This window comes from Mesorhizobium sp. M1078 (assembly GCF_040318615.1).
Classification (GTDB): Bacteria; Pseudomonadota; Alphaproteobacteria; order Rhizobiales; family Rhizobiaceae; genus Mesorhizobium.
The window spans coordinates 172,580-189,245 of sequence record NZ_JAMYMP010000011.1 but is presented as its reverse complement, the minus strand read 5'-3'; the positions used below and the strand labels follow the sequence as shown (position 1 = coordinate 189,245).

At 63.2% G+C, this 16,666-nt stretch carries 17 protein-coding genes; 8 read left to right on the top strand and 9 right to left on the bottom strand.

Features of this window, described 5'->3' with window-relative positions; all coding sequences use genetic code 11:
• Positions 1-191: 191 nt before the first annotated feature.
• Together NKH38_RS17085 and NKH38_RS17080 are read right to left on the bottom strand one after the other, a co-directional pair.
• Entirely contained in the window at positions 192-791 is a 600-nt protein-coding gene (locus NKH38_RS17085; RefSeq protein ID WP_023730999.1) for an SOS response-associated peptidase, read from the bottom strand.
• A 68-nt stretch (positions 792-859) separates the two neighbouring features.
• The gene (locus NKH38_RS17080; protein ID WP_352761951.1) at positions 860-1,123 is read right to left on the bottom strand and encodes a DUF982 domain-containing protein; all 264 of its coding nucleotides are present in this window, start codon (positions 1,121-1,123) and stop codon (positions 860-862) included.
• Positions 1,124-1,313: 190 nt separating this feature from the next.
• Between NKH38_RS17080 and NKH38_RS17075 the strand changes: the two genes are divergently transcribed.
• Positions 1,314-1,772, top strand: coding sequence for a hypothetical protein (locus NKH38_RS17075; protein ID WP_023696662.1), 459 nt, complete (start codon positions 1,314-1,316; stop codon positions 1,770-1,772).
• Between the two features lie 103 nt (positions 1,773-1,875).
• Here NKH38_RS17075 and NKH38_RS17070 read toward each other — a convergent pair whose 3' ends face one another.
• Positions 1,876-2,085, bottom strand: coding sequence for a DUF768 domain-containing protein (locus tag NKH38_RS17070; RefSeq protein WP_023730997.1), 210 nt, complete (start codon positions 2,083-2,085; stop codon positions 1,876-1,878).
• 27 nt (positions 2,086-2,112) lie between these two features.
• Positions 2,113-2,211 (bottom strand): putative RiPP precursor, encoded by a 99-nt coding sequence (locus NKH38_RS17065; protein ID WP_198020063.1) that lies wholly within the window; start codon positions 2,209-2,211, stop codon positions 2,113-2,115.
• A 211-nt stretch (positions 2,212-2,422) separates the two neighbouring features.
• On the opposite strand from NKH38_RS17065, the gene NKH38_RS17060 reads away from it, so the two are divergent.
• On the top strand, positions 2,423-3,175 hold the full coding sequence (locus tag NKH38_RS17060; RefSeq protein ID WP_023730995.1) for a pseudouridine synthase: 753 nt from the start codon (positions 2,423-2,425) through the stop codon (positions 3,173-3,175).
• Positions 3,176-3,196: 21 nt separating this feature from the next.
• Here the strand turns inward: NKH38_RS17060 and NKH38_RS17055 are convergent, their stop codons facing one another.
• Together NKH38_RS17055 and NKH38_RS17050 are read right to left on the bottom strand one after the other, a co-directional pair.
• Positions 3,197-3,778 carry a histidine phosphatase family protein gene (locus NKH38_RS17055; protein WP_023821572.1) on the bottom strand — a complete coding sequence of 194 codons (582 nt, stop codon included), beginning with the start codon at positions 3,776-3,778 and terminating at the stop codon, positions 3,197-3,199.
• Positions 3,779-3,913: 135 nt separating this feature from the next.
• On the bottom strand, positions 3,914-5,248 hold the full coding sequence (locus NKH38_RS17050) for a dicarboxylate/amino acid:cation symporter (RefSeq protein WP_023681916.1): 1,335 nt from the start codon (positions 5,246-5,248) through the stop codon (positions 3,914-3,916).
• A gap of 230 nt (positions 5,249-5,478) precedes the next feature.
• Between NKH38_RS17050 and NKH38_RS17045 the strand changes: the two genes are divergently transcribed.
• From NKH38_RS17045 to NKH38_RS17030, 4 genes are read left to right on the top strand one after another with little or no spacing between them, the layout of a single operon-like run.
• Entirely contained in the window at positions 5,479-7,338 is a 1,860-nt protein-coding gene (locus NKH38_RS17045; protein ID WP_352761952.1) for a sensor histidine kinase, read from the top strand.
• Positions 7,335-8,684 (top strand): sigma-54-dependent transcriptional regulator, encoded by a 1,350-nt coding sequence (locus tag NKH38_RS17040; protein ID WP_352761953.1) that lies wholly within the window; start codon positions 7,335-7,337, stop codon positions 8,682-8,684. Before NKH38_RS17045 ends, NKH38_RS17040 begins: the two co-directional genes overlap by 4 nt.
• Positions 8,685-8,707: 23 nt before the next feature.
• Positions 8,708-8,869, top strand: coding sequence for a hypothetical protein (locus tag NKH38_RS17035; RefSeq protein WP_352761954.1), 162 nt, complete (start codon positions 8,708-8,710; stop codon positions 8,867-8,869).
• Positions 8,870-9,217: a hypothetical protein gene (locus tag NKH38_RS17030; protein WP_032885862.1), complete on the top strand. Its 348-nt coding sequence runs from the start codon at positions 8,870-8,872 to the stop codon at positions 9,215-9,217.
• 17 nt (positions 9,218-9,234) lie between these two features.
• Here NKH38_RS17030 and ggt read toward each other — a convergent pair whose 3' ends face one another.
• From ggt to NKH38_RS17015, 3 genes are all read right to left on the bottom strand, one after another.
• Positions 9,235-10,974 (bottom strand): gamma-glutamyltransferase, encoded by a 1,740-nt coding sequence (gene ggt, locus NKH38_RS17025; protein ID WP_352761955.1) that lies wholly within the window; start codon positions 10,972-10,974, stop codon positions 9,235-9,237.
• A gap of 139 nt (positions 10,975-11,113) precedes the next feature.
• Positions 11,114-12,406, bottom strand: coding sequence for an L-rhamnose catabolism isomerase (rhaI, locus tag NKH38_RS17020; RefSeq protein ID WP_352761956.1), 1,293 nt, complete (start codon positions 12,404-12,406; stop codon positions 11,114-11,116).
• Positions 12,407-12,513: 107 nt separating this feature from the next.
• Positions 12,514-14,616: a bifunctional rhamnulose-1-phosphate aldolase/short-chain dehydrogenase gene (locus NKH38_RS17015; RefSeq protein WP_352761957.1), complete on the bottom strand. Its 2,103-nt coding sequence runs from the start codon at positions 14,614-14,616 to the stop codon at positions 12,514-12,516.
• 182 nt (positions 14,617-14,798) lie between these two features.
• On the opposite strand from NKH38_RS17015, the gene NKH38_RS17010 reads away from it, so the two are divergent.
• Together NKH38_RS17010 and rhaS are read left to right on the top strand one after the other, a co-directional pair.
• A complete protein-coding gene (locus NKH38_RS17010; protein ID WP_023669662.1) occupies positions 14,799-15,602 on the top strand; it encodes a DeoR/GlpR family DNA-binding transcription regulator in 804 nt (267 codons plus the stop codon).
• Positions 15,603-15,650: 48 nt separating this feature from the next.
• Positions 15,651-16,646 (top strand): rhamnose ABC transporter substrate-binding protein, encoded by a 996-nt coding sequence (gene rhaS / locus NKH38_RS17005; protein ID WP_023669661.1) that lies wholly within the window; start codon positions 15,651-15,653, stop codon positions 16,644-16,646.
• Positions 16,647-16,666 lie beyond the last annotated feature (20 nt).

The window sequence follows — 16,666 nt, the reverse complement described above, 5'->3', positions numbered from 1 at the left end:
GACGTTACACTCCTTCCAAGGCACCTTGCTCTCCTTGCAAAGGGCCGAAAGTGTAACCCATGTCTCCGGAATGAACTGTCACCCATCTCTCGGGAAGGGCACTGAACATCAAGGGCTTGACTTCCTGGCGCCGCACCGACGGATTCCTGATTTCGGCCTGCCGGCTGTGCCGGCAAGCCTGCCCAACCGAGTTATGAACTTTCGGGGCGCACGGTCTCCACGCGCAGCGAGCCGGCTGGAAGCGGCTGCAGCAGTTCGGCTTCCGGCTTCGTCAGACTGAGCCAAGCCGCCCAATCGCCGGGCCGAAGCACCACGACCTGCCGACTGTGATAGGGCGCAATATCCGGTCCAGGCTCGGTTGTCAGCATGGTGAAGGTTGGCGGCTTGTTGCCGGCAGCTTCACGCCAAAGCCCTGCGATGGCCATGAACGGCGAGCCGTTGAGCGTGAAGCGATGCTTTGCCTTCGGATACTTCGTGCCCGTGAACTCGAAGAAGGCGGATGCCGGAACGAGGCAGCGTTTGCTGCCGGCGAATTGCCTGCCTTCGGAGCGGAAGTTGAACACTGGTCCGCCTTTCGGTCCGGCCGGTGGAAATCCGAACGTCATCGACGTCAGTTCGACAGCGCCGGTGTCGCCGGCGGCGCGCATGATCGGGGCCGGATCATTAATGTGGATGTCATCAACCTGCGGCAGGTCAAGTTCGGTCTGATGGGTCGGGATCTCGAGTGCCAGCGACTCCAGCATCCGGCAATATTCAGCCCAGAGAATATGCTGCTCATAGTCGTTGCACATGGAAGGCTCCCGACCGGTCTGCCAGTTTACGTTACGCAAACAAAGAGGCGATGGAAAGCCGTGGCCGTTCAACCCTCGCGGTCGCGCTCGACCAGGATATCGGCCTCGATCGCCGCGTTGACGAAGGGGGCGCGGGCAAAGCGCGGCTCTTTCAGGTCTTCGAGAACGCCGAGGCAGGCTTTGCGGGCGGCGACGTGATAGCCGCCTGTCTTCACGGGCCATCGGTTCATGAGGATGTCAGCGGCCTGCGCGACACGCTCCACCTTGTAGATCGTGTTTCTGGACCTGCCGAGCGCCACGCGAACCGGCTCATCGAAATGCTGATCTTGCATGCTTCCCCTCCCGAACGCGATCGCGACTCAATTCGGGGGAGGCAAGTTCGGTTCCACGGGAGCGATTTGCCAACGCAATAAACCCGCCTTCTGAAATCACTTTGCGCGCATCGGCCAAATGGCGGATTTGATTTGCTTGGTGATCCCGTCTGCCTAGGGCAAACTGCCTGCCGGGGCTGCAGGAGGAGAAATGCGAGCACGCGCAGCTACGATCGGCGATCTCGAAAGTGTCTTCCGCGATCTGTCCACGCGGATGTCGGACGAGTATGTGGCCGCCGGCAAGGACAGCAAGGTCGCCTACGACAATCTGATGATGAATTTGAAGGAAGGCCGGGCGCACGCGCTGGTCGACGGCGACAAGACGGTGGCGATCGTCGCCTGGCACGAGAACAGCGACGCCGCCGACACGCTGTTTGCCGCGCAGGAGGGTTTCTTCAGCGCCGCGACAGTCCGCTTCTGCAGGCGCCACATCCGCCACATTCAGGCGCTGGCCGGCAACCTTCCCATCCACTCGCGCAGCTGGCTGCAGCGGGCCGACGTCGGCAAATGGTTCCGTGTCATCGGTTATGTCGAACGCGGCCGAGAGAACGGCGCCACTGTGTTCGAATTGCCGCCGGCACGGGGAGCGTCAGCTGCGCGGGCTGCCTAGGGCTGCGCACCCGCGGATGCCATCACGGAAAAGCCCCCGCCAGGATGGCGATGGGCCAATATCGCCTGCAATGGGCTCATATCGGGGGCTCAGATGTCGGGGCTCAGATATCGGGCTGATCCAGCGCCTCGAAAATCACCCGTTCCAGCGGACCGAGATCCTCTTCGATCTCGCTGACCTCAAGGCCTAAATGCCGAGCATCCAGGGCAGCTCGCGTGGTTAGGGTTCGAGCCGTTGCCTTGTCGACAGGCAGTTCGCCCGGCAGGTGCTCGTGGATCCAGCCCTGCAGGAAATCAACGCCGCGCTCGCTCATCGATTTATCCCTTCCGTTATCTGGGGATCATTCCCCCAGAATGACCCCAGAAGCGACGATCTGAGCCGTCAGGCTGGTGAGCCTGCCTCGCTTCACGAGCGTCGGTTTTTCGTAGATTTTCTTCATGGCGGTGCCTTTCGCGACAAATCGCTCGTCGGCAACAACGTCCGTCGCGGGGCAGCGTTCCCTGGCCGGCTGTTGAGCCCGACCCCCTGACACATCGTATTTGAGAACAGCCCCGCTCCCGCGATCCGTGATGTTGATGCCGCGGCAGGTTGCGAAGCCAATGCGGGGCGTGGCATTTGTCGATGCCGATCATTGGGATGACAAGCAGGACATGGCACGGCCGCCAGACATCGTCCGACAACAGGCCGCGAGCGCAGGCGTCAGCCTGAACCGGGCGCTTTCCAAACTCGGCCTGTGTTCGCGCAAGCAGGCCGAGCTGCTGATCGCCGAAGGGCGCGTGCGGGTTGGCGGCAAGGTGGTGCGCGATCCGTCGCTGCGCGTCGATCTCGGCCGCGACCGCATCGCTGTCGACGGCGAGCAGATCGTCGGCGAGGCAAAAGTCTACCTGATGATCAATAAGCCGCGCGGACAGGTCACCACGCGCGATGACCCGCAGGATCGTGGCACCGTCTATGACTGCCTGGTGGATCTGGAGTTGCCTTTCGTGTCGCCGGTCGGCCGCCTCGACAAGGCCAGCGAAGGCCTGTTGCTGATGACCAACGACACGCGCTGGGCCAACGGCCTGCTCGATCCGGCCTCGCATGTCGCCAAGACCTATCATGTCCAGATCGGTACCGCGCCCGACGAAGCGATGCTGGCGCGCTTTCGCGACGGAGCGATCGTCGACGGCGAACTGCTGACCGCAAGTTCGATCGAACTGCTGCGCAGCGGCGGCCGCACTGCCTGGCTGGAAATCGTGCTCGACGAGGGCCGCAACCGCCAGATCCGCCGCCTGCTCGGGGCATTCGACATCGAGGTGCTGAGGCTGGTTCGGGTGGCGATCGGCGGTTTGCAGCTCGGCGAGCTCGCCAAGGGCAAGGCGCGGCATCTGACATCGGAGGAATTGGCGGTGCTCGCGCGTTAAGAGGCAGGCTTGCTGAGAACACTACTTCTGGTTCCACCTGCGTATCACCGGCTCGCTCAGATCGTGCTCATAGCCGAGGATGCTGAGGCTCGCGGTATCAAGCACGAAGTGCGCACCGCCTTCGGGTGGCAGACCGAGCCAGCGCGCGGCCAGCACGCGCAGGAAATGCGAGCTCGAAAACACCAGCACATTGCCCTCGATTGCCCGCAGTCCGGCGATGATCCTGTCGGCCCTGGCGCCGACATCCGCTGCCGACTCGCCGTCGGGACAGCCATCACGGAACAACTGCCAGCCGGGGCGCTGCACAAGAATCTCCTTGGTCTTTACGCCTTCGTAGGCGCCGTAATCCCATTCCTGCAGGTCCGGCTTCTTCACGGCAGTGGCGCCGAAACCGGCAAGCGTGCAGGTGCTGAAGGCGCGCTGCGACGGGCTCGACCACACCGCCTGGAAGGACAGATCCTTGAGCCTGTCCGCCACGCCGCGAGCCGCCGCCTCGCCCTTTGGCGTCAAAGGTATGTCGGTGCGGCCGGTGTGTTTTCCCGAAGCGCTCCACTCCGTCTCGCCGTGACGGACGAGGTAGATTTCGGGGTACGGATTGCTCATGCGCCGGCCTTTCGGTTTTACGTCCGCACCCTACCCGGGAGGGCCTGGCCAGCGCCAGCCGCGTGCAGGCGGAAAAGGAAAGGCCGCAACCGAATCGGCTGCGGCCTTGTGCTCAAACGTCAGTGCCCGGAGCGGTCAGGCGGGCTGCAGATCGCCCGACAGCGCCAGGTCGGCTTCCTCGGACAATGTGCCGGCCATGGCAGCGGCGAACTTGGTCTGGTCGAGTTCGCCTTCCCAGCGCGCCACGACGATCGTCGCCACTGCATTGCCGACGAAGTTGGTCAGCGCTCTGCATTCCGACATGAAGCGGTCGACGCCGAGGATCAGTGCCATGCCGGCGACCGGCACAGTAGGCACCACCGAGAGCGTGGCGGCCAGCGTGATAAAGCCGGCGCCGGTGATGCCGGCGGCACCCTTGGAGCTCAGCATGGCGACGAGCAGCAGCAGGATCTGGTCGCCATAGGTGAGCGGCGTGTCGGTCGCCTGGGCGATGAACAGCGCCGCCAGCGTCATGTAGATGTTGGTGCCGTCGAGGTTGAAGGAATAGCCGGTCGGGATGACCAGGCCGACCACCGAGCGGTTGCAGCCGGCGCGCTCCATCTTGGCCATCAGGCCGGGAAGAGCGGCTTCCGAGGACGAGGTGCCGAGCACCAGCAGCAGCTCTTCCTTGATGTAGCGGATCAAGGCGAGGATCGAGAAGCCGTTGTACCAAGCGACAGCGCCGAGCACGACCAGCACGAAGAGCAGCGACGTCAGGTAGAAGGTGCCGATCAGAAAGGCGAGGTTGGCAATCGCGCCGATGCCGTATTTGCCGACGGTGAAGGCCATGGCGCCGAAGGCGCCGATGGGGGCGGCCTTCATCAGGATGGCGACCAGGCGGAAAATAGGCGAGGTCAGCGCCTGCAGGAAATCGACGACCGGGCGGCCGCGCTCGCCGACCAGAGCGAGAGAGATGCCGAACAGTACCGAGAAGAACAGCACTTGCAGAATGTCGCCTTGCGCGAAGGCGCCGGTGATGGTGTCGGGGATGATGTTGAGCAGGAAGCCGACGATGGTCGTGTCATGCGCCTTCTCGGTGAAGGTGGCGACCTTCGAGGGGTCGAGCGTCGCCGCATTGATGTGCATGCCGGCGCCCGGTTGGACGACGTTGGAGACGACCATGCCGACGACCAGCGCCAGGGTCGAAAAGACCAGGAAATAGATCATCGCCTTGCCGGCGACGCGGCCAACCTTTTTCAGGTCGGAGACGCCGGCAATGCCGGTGGTCACCGTCAGGAAGATGACCGGCGCGATCACCATCTTGACCAGCTTGATGAAGGCATCGCCGAGCGGCTTCAGCGAAGCACCGAGTTCGGGATAGAAATGACCGAGCAGCACGCCGGCGGCGATCGCCGTCAGGACCTGCACGTAGAGATGACGGTAAAAGGGTAGCTTGCCGCGCGGTTCAGCGGCAGCGAATGCTGGCTGCATGACGTCCTCCATGGCGCCCCGATCGAAAGCTCGACCTCCCGGGGCAGTTGTTTTCCGCAGCCTGGCGACTGCTGTATTGGTCACTGCAACTGCCGTGCCAGACTGTGCGGCATACCGCAGCCATTGATTTTGTTGAGTATTCGTCCGATCGAGGCTGCTGCCGCTCAACGCAAGTGCGGACATCCGCATGACTGAATTGTGCTTTGTGCGAAATCATGCACAAATAGGGAATGTTGCAACGCCCTGCCGCGGTCCTGTCGCCGACGCCCGAGCAACTCGGCAAAAGCGCGCGTCGCGCCTGGCTGCTGTTTGCGGCGATCGCGCTGGTGATCGTTGCCACGGCGCTCACCGGCGCCGGCTTCTACGCGCGCCGCGCCGAGGTCGCGGCACTGGCGGCGCAAGGCCGCACCGATGCCAATCTGAAGGTAGCGTTGCTGCGCGCCGTGCTGGAAAGCCCGCGGGCGCTGCCGCTGCTCTTGTCCGAGGACCAGCAGGTGCATGACGCCCTGCAGAACAAGGGCGCTGTCACGATCGACGTGCTCAACCGCAAGCTCGAAGGGCTGGTCTCCGGCACCAAGGCTTCGGTGCTTTACGTCACCGGCGTCGACGGGTTTGCGATCGCCTCCAGCAACTGGCGCGAAACAACCAGCTTCGTCGGCAACGACTATGGCTTCCGCGCCTATTTCTCCGGCGCCATGCAATCGGGAACGGCCGAATATTTTGCGCTGGGCAACACCAGCAAGCGCCCCGGCCTCTACATTTCGCGTCGCGTCGGCAATGCGGCGGCACCGCTCGGCGTCGTCGTCGTCAAGATGGAATTCGACCAGCTTGAAGCCGACTGGCATGAGGCCAACCGGCCGGCCTATGTCAGCGACGACCACGGCGTCGTGCTGATCACCAGCGTGCCGTCCTGGCGCTTCATGACCACCGCGCCGCTGGCCGGCCCGGTGGCTGCCGCCATCCGGAGCAGCCAGCAATTCGGCAACGCGCCGCTGATCCCCTTGCCGATCACACGCCCCGAGGCATTGAGCCCTGACGTGTCGATGGTGCATGCGATAACACCGGGCGGCAGCGATGCCGAATATCTCAGGCTTTCGACACTGGTCCAATCGACGCCATGGCGGCTCGATTATCTCGTGCCGGTCGAAGCGCCGATCGCGGCTGCGGTGCGTGAGATGCGGCTGCTGGCGCTGGGCGTCGTGGTGCCGTTGCTGGCGCTGGCCGGCTACCTCCTGTGGCGCCGTCAGTCGGCGCAGATGCGCATCGCCGCCGAACAGGCAGCGCGCATCGAGCTCGAGCGCCGCGTCGTCGAGCGTACGCATGACCTCAGCCTGGCTCGCGACCGGCTGCAGGCCGAGATCACCGATCACCGCAGCACCGAAGCCAAGCTGCAGGTCATGCAGCAGGAATTGGTGCAGGCCAACCGTCTTGCTACCCTCGGCCAGGTTGCCGCCGGCGTCGCGCATGAGATCAACCAGCCGGTGGCGACCATCCGCGCCTATGCCGACAATGCGCGTGTGTTCCTGGAGCGCAAGCAGACCGCCTCGGCCGAGGAGAACCTTGGAGCGATTGCCGCGCTGACCGAGCGCATCGGCGGCATCACCGAAGAGTTGAAGGTCTTTGCCCGCAAGGGGCGCACGGCAGCCGAACCGGTCGAACTGCGCGGCGTCATCGAGGGCGCCGTGGTGCTGCTCAGAAGCCGCTTTGCCGGCCGGCTGGACGCGCTCGATATCACGCTGCCGCCGGTAACGCTCAAGGTGATGGGCAACCGGCTGCGGCTCGAACAGGTGCTGATCAACCTGTTCCAGAATGCGCTGGAAGCGCTGGACGGGCGCGACGGCGCCAGGGTGCAGGTGTCGGCCCAGGAGACGGCCGACAGCGTGGCGCTTGCCGTCGCCGACAATGGGCCGGGCATTTCGCCTGCCATCCTCAAGTCATTGTTCACGCCGTTCAACACCTCGAAGGAAAAAGGCCTGGGGCTCGGCCTCGTCATCTCGCAGGACATCGTCGCCGATTATGGCGGGCGCATCGAGGTGGCGAGCGGCCAGGCCGGCACGCGCTTTACCATTCACCTCGCCAGGGCAGCATGATGGACACCGCACCGGTCGTATTGATCGACGACGACAGCGAATTGCTGAGGGCCACTCGGCAGACGCTGGAACTCGCTGGTTTTTCCGTCTCGGCCTTTGCGGTGGCGGCCGAGGCGCTGGCCGGGCTCGACGCCAATTTTCCCGGCGTGGTGGTGTCCGACATCCGCATGCCCGGCATTGACGGCCTGCAGCTCTTCGACCGCGTCTTGCAGCTTGATGCCGACATTCCGGTCATCCTGGTCACCGGGCATGGCGACATCGCGGTTGCGGTCAAGGCGATCAAGGATGGCGCCTACGACTTCATCACCAAGCCTTTCGACGCCAACCGGCTGGCGCAAAGTGTGGCACGGGCGGCGGAAAAGCGCCGGCTGGTGATGGAGAACCGCGCCTTGCGCGAAAGCGCCGAACAGGCGCAGGACGGCCTGCCGCTTATCGGGCAGACGCCGGCGATGGAGCGGCTGCGCCGCACGCTGCGGCAAATCGCCGACACCGATGTCGACGTTCTGGTGACCGGCGAGACCGGCTCAGGCAAGGAGGTGGTGGCGGGCCTGCTGCATCGCTGGAGCCGCCGCGCCAAGGGCAATTTCGTGGCGCTGAATTGCGGCACGCTGCCGGATACGGTGATCGAAAGCGAACTGTTCGGCCATGAGGCCGGCGCCTTCACCGGCGCACAGAAGAAGCGCATCGGCCGCATCGAGCATTCGAGCGGCGGCACGCTGTTTCTCGACGAGATCGAAAGCATGCCGGCCTCGACCCAGGTGCAGATGCTGCGGGTGCTGGAAATGCGCGAGGTGACGCCGCTCGGCACCAATGAAATCCGGCCGGTCGACCTGCGCGTCGTCGCCGCCGCCAAGGTCGATCTCGGCGACGCCAGCCGGCGCGGCGCCTTCCGCGAGGATCTCTACTACCGGCTCAATGTGGTGACGATCTCGATCCCGCCGCTGCGCGAACGCCGCGACGACGTCGCCCTGCTGTTCTTCTACTTCGCCGAGCGTGCAGCCGCCCGCTTCCGCCGGCAAATGCCAGCCGTGCCTGCCTCAGTGCACCGCCATCTGAGCCAGCACGACTGGCCGGGCAATGTGCGTGAACTCGCGCATTTCGCCGAGCGTTTCGTGCTTGGACTGGAGGAAGCGGCGCAAGCGCCACCTTCCGCATCGGCGGAGCCGGATGACGCCAGTTCATTGCCGGAACGGCTGGAACGCTATGAGGCCGATGTCATCCGCGAGGCACTTGGCCGCAATGACGGCGATGTCCGGCGCACGATCGAAGCGCTCGGCATTCCGCGCAAGACCTTCTACGACAAGCTGCAGCGGCACGGCATCGTGCGCAGCGATTTTTCCAGGTAATTCATTTTCCAGGCAATTCAGGCGTGTGGAAACCAAAGCAGGGTAGATTTTGTGAACCGGCGCAAAAAAACCGTGGCAAGTCGGCATCAGAAAGTGATGAAGACCGCATCGGCGGCCTTCGGCAAGGCGCGATCCGGTTGCGCTTGGCGGATGTTGATGATTTGTTGCCGGTCAGCGGAGAATGAATGATGCGAGAACCTGTCGGTCAAGATGAATATGGATCGACCAACCCGTTCGATCCGGACGATCTGACGAATTTGAACGCGATCGGCCCGGCCATGGGCGGCGGCAACGACTTCGAGAAATACGCCGTTGCCGTGATCATCGTCTTCGGCGCGCTGATCATTGGCGGGCTGATGGCCGCTTCCATGACCTTTGGTCACCGGAACGGCTTCCTGTTTGCGCTTGGCGGCGCAACCGCGGCCTGGATATCGGGCAATGCGCTGCTCCTCGACCGTCCCCGCATCTACGCGGCGTTCGTCGTGATCGCGGCGCTGATGCTCGTCGGGTCGACGCTTACGCTCGTCCTCTGATCAATCTCTTGTTTTGATCAGTAGCCAATCGCCTCGCCGGATGCGGCGCGGCTGTCGATGGCGCCGTTGTAGCGGGCGGCGCCGCCCTTCTCGATTTCCGCCAGGCTCTTGCCGCCGACAAGAATGCCGGCCGCCTGACCCCAGGTAGAATCCGCGAGATCGAGGTGGTAGCCCATGCCGGCCAGCAGTTTTTCAGTGTCGGGCGACAGGCCGAACGGTTCGACATAGATCGTGTCGGGCAGCCATTGATGGTGGATGCGCGATGCGTCGATCGCCTCCTGGATGTTCATGCCGTGGTCGATGACGTTGACGATGGCTTCCAGCGTGATGGTGATGATGCGCGAGCCGCCGGGGCTGCCGATAACCATGAACGGCTTGCCGTCCTTGGCGACGATGGTCGGGCTCATCGAAGACAGCGGCGTCTTCTTCGGCTGGATGGCATTCGCCTCTCCCTGGACGAGACCGTAGAGGTTGGGCACGCCGGGCTTCTGGGTGAAATCATCCATCTCGTTGTTGAGCAGGATGCCGGTGCCGTCGGCGACCACGCCGGCGCCGAACGAACCGTTCAGCGTATAGGTGACCGCGACCGCATTGCCGTCATCGTCGATGATTGAATAGTGCGTCGTTTCCTTCGACTCGCCGAAGCCCTTCGGCATCAAATCCTGCGAGACGCCGGCGCGGAACGGGTCGATCTTGTCGCGGATCTCCTTGGCGTAACCCTTGTCGAGCAGTTTCGAGACCGGATTGTCGACGAAATCGGGATCGCCGAGCGCCGAGTTGCGGTCCACATAGGCGTAGCGCATCGCCTCGACCATGACATGCACCGTCTCGGCCGAGCGGGCGCCGAGATAAGACAGCGGGTAGCCCTCCAGCACGTTGAGGATTTCGCAGATGATGACGCCGCCGGAGCTTGGCGGCGGCGAGGACGTGATCTCATAGCCCCGATAGGTGCAGCTCACCGGTTGCAGCTCGCGTACCTTATATTGCTCGAAGTCTGAGTTGGCCAGAATGCCGCCCTTGGCGCCGCTCGCCTTGACGATGGCGTCGGCGATGGCGCCTTTGTAGAAGGCGTCGGCGCCTTTTTCGGAGATGGCGGCGAGCGAGGCTGCAAGATCGGGCTGGAGGAGACGCTCGCCGGCGCCATAGGGTTTGCCGTCCGGCTTCAGGAAGATGGCGGCGGCGGCAGGGTCCTTCGCCAGCCGTGCGGCATTGCTTGCGAATGAAGCAGCGTCGCCCTGGTCGAGGATGAAGCCATCCTTGGCATAGGCAATTGCCGGCGCCATCAAATCCTGGCGTGGCAGCGTGCCATATTTTTCACGAGCCATCTCGAACCCTGCCACGGAACCCGGTACGCCGACCGCGAGGTAGCCATCAAGGCTGGCGCCCTTCACCGGATTGCCGTCCTTGTCGAGATACATGGTCTTGGTTGCCGCCAGCGGCGCGCGCTCGCGGAAATCGAGGAAGGTCGATTTGCCGTCCTTGAAGCGGATGGTCATGAACCCGCCACCGCCGATATTGCCGGCATTAGGGTAGACGACGGCGAGCGCATAGCCGACGGCGACCGCCGCATCGACGGCATTGCCGCCTTTCTTCAGCACCTCGACGCCGGCTTCCGACGCCAGATGCTGGGCGGTGACGACCATGCCGTGCTCGCCCTTCGCAGGTTGAGGCGATGCGGCATGGAGCGCGCCGGATGGCGCGAGCGCAATTGCGAGCGAAAGGGTGACGCCAATCAGCGTCCGGCGGGTCAAGGGCATGGCGGTGCTCCAAGTGCGGTGTGCCTAGAAGAGCTACATGGAGCGGCCGAGTCCATCATCAATATGAGCGAACACATATTGGTGTTCGCCTGCCGGCAGAGGCAAGCTAATCTCCCCCCGTGGTGGAGATTAGCCAATCTCAAACAATCCCGCCTGACCCGCCCACAACCGCCGGCCGTTCCGCCGCGACCTTCGCCCGGTAGCCCGCCGCGCGATATGCGGCGACTGGATCAATGGCGCCGCCTGTGTTCAGCCGCGCCATGGCAAGGATCGGCTCGACATCGGTGCGGTAGGCAGCTTTTAGCGTCTGCGTCGCCATCAGCGCATCATTGCCGTCTTGGAAACCCTCGAGCGCCTTGCGGTCGACCAGCAGCGCCTGCGCATAGGCGCGCTGCACCTCGACTGCCGACAGCATCAGGCTTTCGATCGGGTCGGTGACGTTGTGGCTCTGGTCGAGCATGTGAGCGGGATCGAAACCCTCGGCGCCGGAAAGCTCGGCATCAACCAGTTCGTTGAAGACCAGGAACAGCCGATAGGGATCGATCGAGCCGGCATCGAGATCGTCGTCGCCATACTTCGAATCGTTGAAATGGAAGCCGCCGAGTTTCTTGAACTGGATCAGCCGCGACACGATCATCTCGATGTTGACATTGGGCGCATGGTGGCCCAGGTCGACCAGGCAGTAGGCCTTGTTGCCCAGCTCCTTGGATATGAGGTAGTTAGTGCCCCAGTCCTGCACGACCGTCGAATAGAAGGCCGGCTCGTACATTTTGTGTTCGGTGAACAGCTTCCAGTCGGCGGGCAGTCCGGCATAGATCTCCTTCATGGCGTCGAGATAGCGCTCGAAGGCTTTGGCGAAATTGACCTGGCCGGGGAAATTCGAGCCGTCGCCGATCCACACTGTCAGCGCCCTGGACCCCAGCGTCTTGCCGATCTCGATGCATTCGAGATTATGCTCGACGGCCTGGCGGCGCGTGCCGGCATCGGCATGCGAAAGCGAGCCGAATTTGTAGGAGAGCGTCTGATCCCTGGCATCCGAAAAGGTGTTGGAGTTCATGGCGTCGAAGCCGAGGCCGAAGCGCGAGGCGGCCTGCTTCAGCCGGTTCGGATCGGCCTTGTCCCACGGGATGTGCAACGAGACGGTCGGTGTCGCCTGCGTCAGCTGGCTGATGACGGCGCAGTCCTCGATCTTGTCGAAAATGTCGCGCGGCTCGCCGGCGCCGGGAAAGCGGGCAAAGCGTGTGCCGCCGGTGCCGACGCCCCAGGACGGAATGGCGACGGCGAATTTCTCGACCTTGCCGCGGATGGCGTCGATGGCGATGCCGCGACGGTCGAGGCGTTCCCCGAGCGAGGCGTAGTCGCGTTCGAGGTCGGGTTTGCGCTGGGCGTTGTGGCTGGAGACGAGATCGGCGGCGATGATGGTTTCGGACAAGTGCTATTCCTCCCAATGCGTTCAGTCAGCGCTGCCCCTCATCCGGCCCTTCGGGCCACCTTCTCCCCGTATAGTGACGGGGAGAAGAGAAGCGCTCCGCCCTTAACTCAGCGCGTAAAGCTCTGCGCGTTGCCGGCGTCGACGTTGATGATGTTGCCGGTGGATTTGGCCGACATGTCGGACGCCAGGAAATAAATCGCTTCGGCAATGTCTTCCGGAAGCACCGAGCGCTTCAGCATCGAGCGCGAGCGGTAGTGCTCTTCGAGGTCGTCGGTCGACATCTTGTAGGCGGCGGCGCGCTGTTCCTTCCACTCGCCGGTCCAGATCTTCGAACCGCGCAACACGGCGTCCGGATTGACGACGTTGACGCGGATCTGGGCTTCCGCGCCTTCCAGCGCCAGGCAGCGGGCGAGATGGATTTCGGCCGCCTTGGCGGTGCAATAGGCGGCGGCGTTGGGTGACGCGGCAAGGCCGTTCTTGGAGGCGACGAAGACGACATTGCCGCCGATCTTCTGGGCGCGAAACAGCCGGAAGGCTTCGCGCGAGACCAGGAAATAGCCGGTCGACAATATGTCCATGTTCTTGTTCCACAGCGCCAGCGTCGTCTCCTCGATCGGCGCCGAGGAGGCGAGGCCTGCGTTGGAGACGAGAATATCAATGCCGCCGAACTCGACGGCTGTCTGGGCGAAGCCGGAAATCACCTGCTCCTCCGCGGTGACGTTGATCAGCACCGGCCGGACGAAGTCCTTGCCATAGGCTTTCGCCAGTTCGTCATTGGCGCTGGCAAGTGCGGCCTCGTCGATATCGGCCAGCACCACGCAGGCGCCTTCGCGCAGCAGCCGGCTGGCGGTGGCGCGGCCGATGCCGCCGGCGCCGCCGGTGACCAGCGCGATTTGGCCGGCGAGCGACTTCGGCTTCGGCATGCGCTGCAGCTTCAAATCCTCGAGCAGCCAGTATTCGATGTCGAAGGCCTCCTGCGCCGGCAGGCCGACATAGGACGAGACGGTCGAGGCTCCGCGCATGACGTTGATGGCGTTGACGTAGAATTCGCCAGAGATGCGGGCGGTGGCCTTGTCGCCGGCGAAGGTGAACATGCCGACGCCGGGCATCAGGTAGACCACGGCATTGGGGTCGCGGATCGGGGGCGAGTCCGGATGCTTGCAGCTGTCGTAATAGGCCTGGTAGCCGACACGGTACTCAGCAATATCGTCGGCGAGGCGCGCAATCACGGCTTCGACGTCGGGCTTCGCTGGGTCGAACTCGATAACCAGCGGGCGGATTTTTGTGCGCAGGAAATGATCCGGGCATGAGGTACCGAGTGCCGCCAGCGGGCGCAAATCCCTGGAGTTGACGAATTCGAGCACAGCGGCGGAATCGTCGAAATGGCCGAGCTTGTGGCTCTTCTCCGAAATCAGGCCGCGGATCCTCGGCATCAGTCTCGCCGCGATGGCGCGGCGCTCAGCGGCGTCTAGCGATTTGACGACTTCGCCGCCGAAGATGGCGAGACCCTCGGAGCGGCGCTCGAACCATTCGATCGCCTGGTTGATGACCGAGATCGTCGTCTCATAGCACTCCTTGGGTGTGTCGCCCCAGGTGAACAAGCCGTGGCTTTCGAGGATGACGCCCTTGGCCTCGGGGTGTTCGACGCAGAATTTCTCCAGCCAGAGGCCAAGTTCGAAGCCCGGCCGCTTCCACGGCAGCCAGCCGATGGCGTCACCGAATATCTCCTTGGTCAACGCCTTGGAATCCTTGGCCGCGGCAATCGCGATAATGGCATCGGGATGCATGTGATCGACGAACGGCTTCGGCACATAGGCGTGCAGCGGCGTGTCGATCGAGGCCGCGCGCGGGTTGAGATTGAAGGTGCAGTGGGGAAGATAGCCCACCATCTCGTCCTCATGCGCGACGCCGCGATAAAGGCCTTTCAGCGCCTGCAGTTTGTCCATGTAAAGCGTGGCGAAACCGTCCAGCTTGATCGAGGCGCTGTCGCCGCCCGAGCCCTTGACCCATAGCACTTCGACTTCGGCGCCGGAGAGCGGGTCCTTCTGCCGGATCTTGGACGAGGTGTTGCCGCCGCCATAATTGGTGACACGCTTGTCGGAGCCGAGCGTGTTGGAGCGATAGACCAGAAGCTCAGGCTCGCTCAGCCCCTTGGCTTTAGCATCGTCCCAAAGGTTGGCAAGGCGCGAGCCGGAGCGCTTGTCGAGCATGATTATCCTCCCTGGACGCAAAAGGCGCGGTCCATTTTGCCGGAAATGTCTACGCAAGCATCTCGGTTGTCAATCATAAACGATCAAGATCGATCATATTGCACTGCACAATGAAATTATATGAGCGGAAATGATTGACACTGGTGGTTTTCTAGTGCCTCATGACCATGCAGGGAGGAACCATGCACGAAAAAGAGCGCCACAGGATCATTCTGTCCGCCGTCCAGGAAAAGCCTGTGGTGACGGTGCAGGAGATGGTCGACCTGACGGACTCCTCCGAGGCGACGATCCGGCGCGATATCGCGGCTCTTCATGTGCAAAAGCGCCTGCGTCGCGTGCGTGGCGGCGCCGAGGCGATCTCGCCACCGCAGTTCATCGGCCTCGCCGGCCGGCCCTTTTCCGTCAACGAAACGCTTAACGCTTCGCAGAAGCGCGCGATTGCGCGCGAAGCGGTGGAGCTGTGCAAGGACGGCGAACCGATCATCATCAATGGCGGCACCACCACCTTCCAGATGGTGCATTTCCTGACCGGACGCCGCATGCCGATCTTCACCAATTCGTTCCCCATCGCCGAGCACCTGCTCAAGCATTCGAAGAACACCGTCATGCTGTCGGGCGGCACCATCTACCGCGAGCAGAACATCATCCTCTCGCCCTTCGACAATGACGTGACGCGTAATTTCTACGCGCGCCGCATGTTCATGGGCGCTCAAGGGCTCGGGCCGCTTGGCCTGATGGAAGGCGACCCGCTGCTGATCCAGGCGGAGCAGAAACTGATCGACCAGGCCGACGAACTGGTGGTGCTGGTCGACTCATCGAAATTCCGCCAGCGCTCGAGCCTGATCCTGTGCGGGCTCAAGCGCATCGCCACCGTCATCACCGATGACGGCATCGAGGATCGCGAAGCCAACATGCTGGAGGCCGCGGGTGTGACGCTGATCGTCGCCCGCAAGTCGGCAAAGGAAGAATCCTCGCTGCAGGCCTGAGGCCAACCGCAGCGACGATGGAATGCAACGCTCAAGGGAGGAAATACGATGAGCTTTCTGAAGAAATTGATGGTGACGGCCGCGTTCTCGGCCGCCATGTTCGTGAATGCCGCCTATGCCGAGAACGTCAAGATCGCGTTGGTGGTGAAGTCGCTCGGCAACGGCTTCTTCGACGCCGCCAATAAGGGCGCCGAAGAGGCGGCCAAGGAACTCGGCGATGTCGACATCATCTACACCGGCCCGACCAAGGCGACCGCCGAAGCGCAGATCGAAGTGGTCAATTCGCTGATCGCGCAGAAGGTCAACGCCATTGCGATTTCGGCCAATGACGCCGACGCGCTGGTGCCGGTGCTGAAGAAGGCCATGGAGCGCGGCATCACCGTCATCTCGTGGGATTCGGGCGTCGCCAAGGAAGGCCGCCAGCTGCATCTCAACCCGTCCGACACCGGCCTGATCGGCGAGACCATCATCAAGCTGGCCGCCGACTATCTGCCGGAAGGCGGCGAAGTCGCCATTCTGTCGGCTTCGTCGACCGCGACCAACCAGAACGCCTGGATCGACGCGGCCAAGAAGATCCTGCCGGAGAAATTCCCCAAGATCAAACTCGTCGCCACCGTCTACGGCGATGACGATTCGGCCAAGAGCACCGACGAAGCCAAGGGCCTGCTGAAATCCTATCCGAACCTCAAGGCGATCATCGCGCCGACCACCGTCGGCGTCGTTGCCGCTGCCCAGGTCGTCACCGACGCGAACCTGATCGGCAAGGTCAATGTCACGGGTCTGGCGCTGCCGTCGGAGTTCAAGAAGTTCATCGACAACGGTTCCAGCCAGGCGGTTGCCCTCTGGAATCCGATCGACCTCGGCTACTCCGCCGTCTACCTCGCTCATGATCTGGCGGTGAAGAAGGAAGAGGCAAAGCCGGGCGCAACGCTGTCGATCGGCCGCGTCGGCAAGGTCACGCTCGATGACAGCAACTCGGCTGCGATGGCTCCGCCCTTCCAGTTCGACAAGTCCAACATCGAAAAGTTCTCCAAGATCTATTGATCTCGGACGTCTCGGACCAA

Bases quoted from the DNA above. Each gene is read 5' to 3' on its own strand.
- NKH38_RS17085 (WP_023730999.1), bottom strand. From the start codon at position 791: ATGTGCAACGACTATGAGCAGCATATTCTCTGGGCTGAATATTGCCGG.
- NKH38_RS17080 (WP_352761951.1), bottom strand. From the start codon at position 1,123: ATGCAAGATCAGCATTTCGATGAGCCGGTTCGCGTGGCGCTCGGCAGG.
- NKH38_RS17075 (WP_023696662.1), top strand. From the start codon at position 1,314: ATGCGAGCACGCGCAGCTACGATCGGCGATCTCGAAAGTGTCTTCCGC.
- NKH38_RS17070 (WP_023730997.1), bottom strand. From the start codon at position 2,085: ATGAGCGAGCGCGGCGTTGATTTCCTGCAGGGCTGGATCCACGAGCAC.
- NKH38_RS17065 (WP_198020063.1), bottom strand. From the start codon at position 2,211: ATGAAGAAAATCTACGAAAAACCGACGCTCGTGAAGCGAGGCAGGCTC.
- NKH38_RS17060 (WP_023730995.1), top strand. From the start codon at position 2,423: ATGGCACGGCCGCCAGACATCGTCCGACAACAGGCCGCGAGCGCAGGC.
- NKH38_RS17055 (WP_023821572.1), bottom strand. From the start codon at position 3,778: ATGAGCAATCCGTACCCCGAAATCTACCTCGTCCGTCACGGCGAGACG.
- NKH38_RS17050 (WP_023681916.1), bottom strand. From the start codon at position 5,248: ATGCAGCCAGCATTCGCTGCCGCTGAACCGCGCGGCAAGCTACCCTTT.
- NKH38_RS17045 (WP_352761952.1), top strand. From the start codon at position 5,479: ATGTTGCAACGCCCTGCCGCGGTCCTGTCGCCGACGCCCGAGCAACTC.
- NKH38_RS17040 (WP_352761953.1), top strand. From the start codon at position 7,335: ATGATGGACACCGCACCGGTCGTATTGATCGACGACGACAGCGAATTG.
- NKH38_RS17030 (WP_032885862.1), top strand. From the start codon at position 8,870: ATGATGCGAGAACCTGTCGGTCAAGATGAATATGGATCGACCAACCCG.
- ggt (WP_352761955.1), bottom strand. From the start codon at position 10,974: ATGCCCTTGACCCGCCGGACGCTGATTGGCGTCACCCTTTCGCTCGCA.
- NKH38_RS17015 (WP_352761957.1), bottom strand. From the start codon at position 14,616: ATGCTCGACAAGCGCTCCGGCTCGCGCCTTGCCAACCTTTGGGACGAT.
- NKH38_RS17010 (WP_023669662.1), top strand. From the start codon at position 14,799: ATGCACGAAAAAGAGCGCCACAGGATCATTCTGTCCGCCGTCCAGGAA.
- rhaS (WP_023669661.1), top strand. From the start codon at position 15,651: ATGAGCTTTCTGAAGAAATTGATGGTGACGGCCGCGTTCTCGGCCGCC.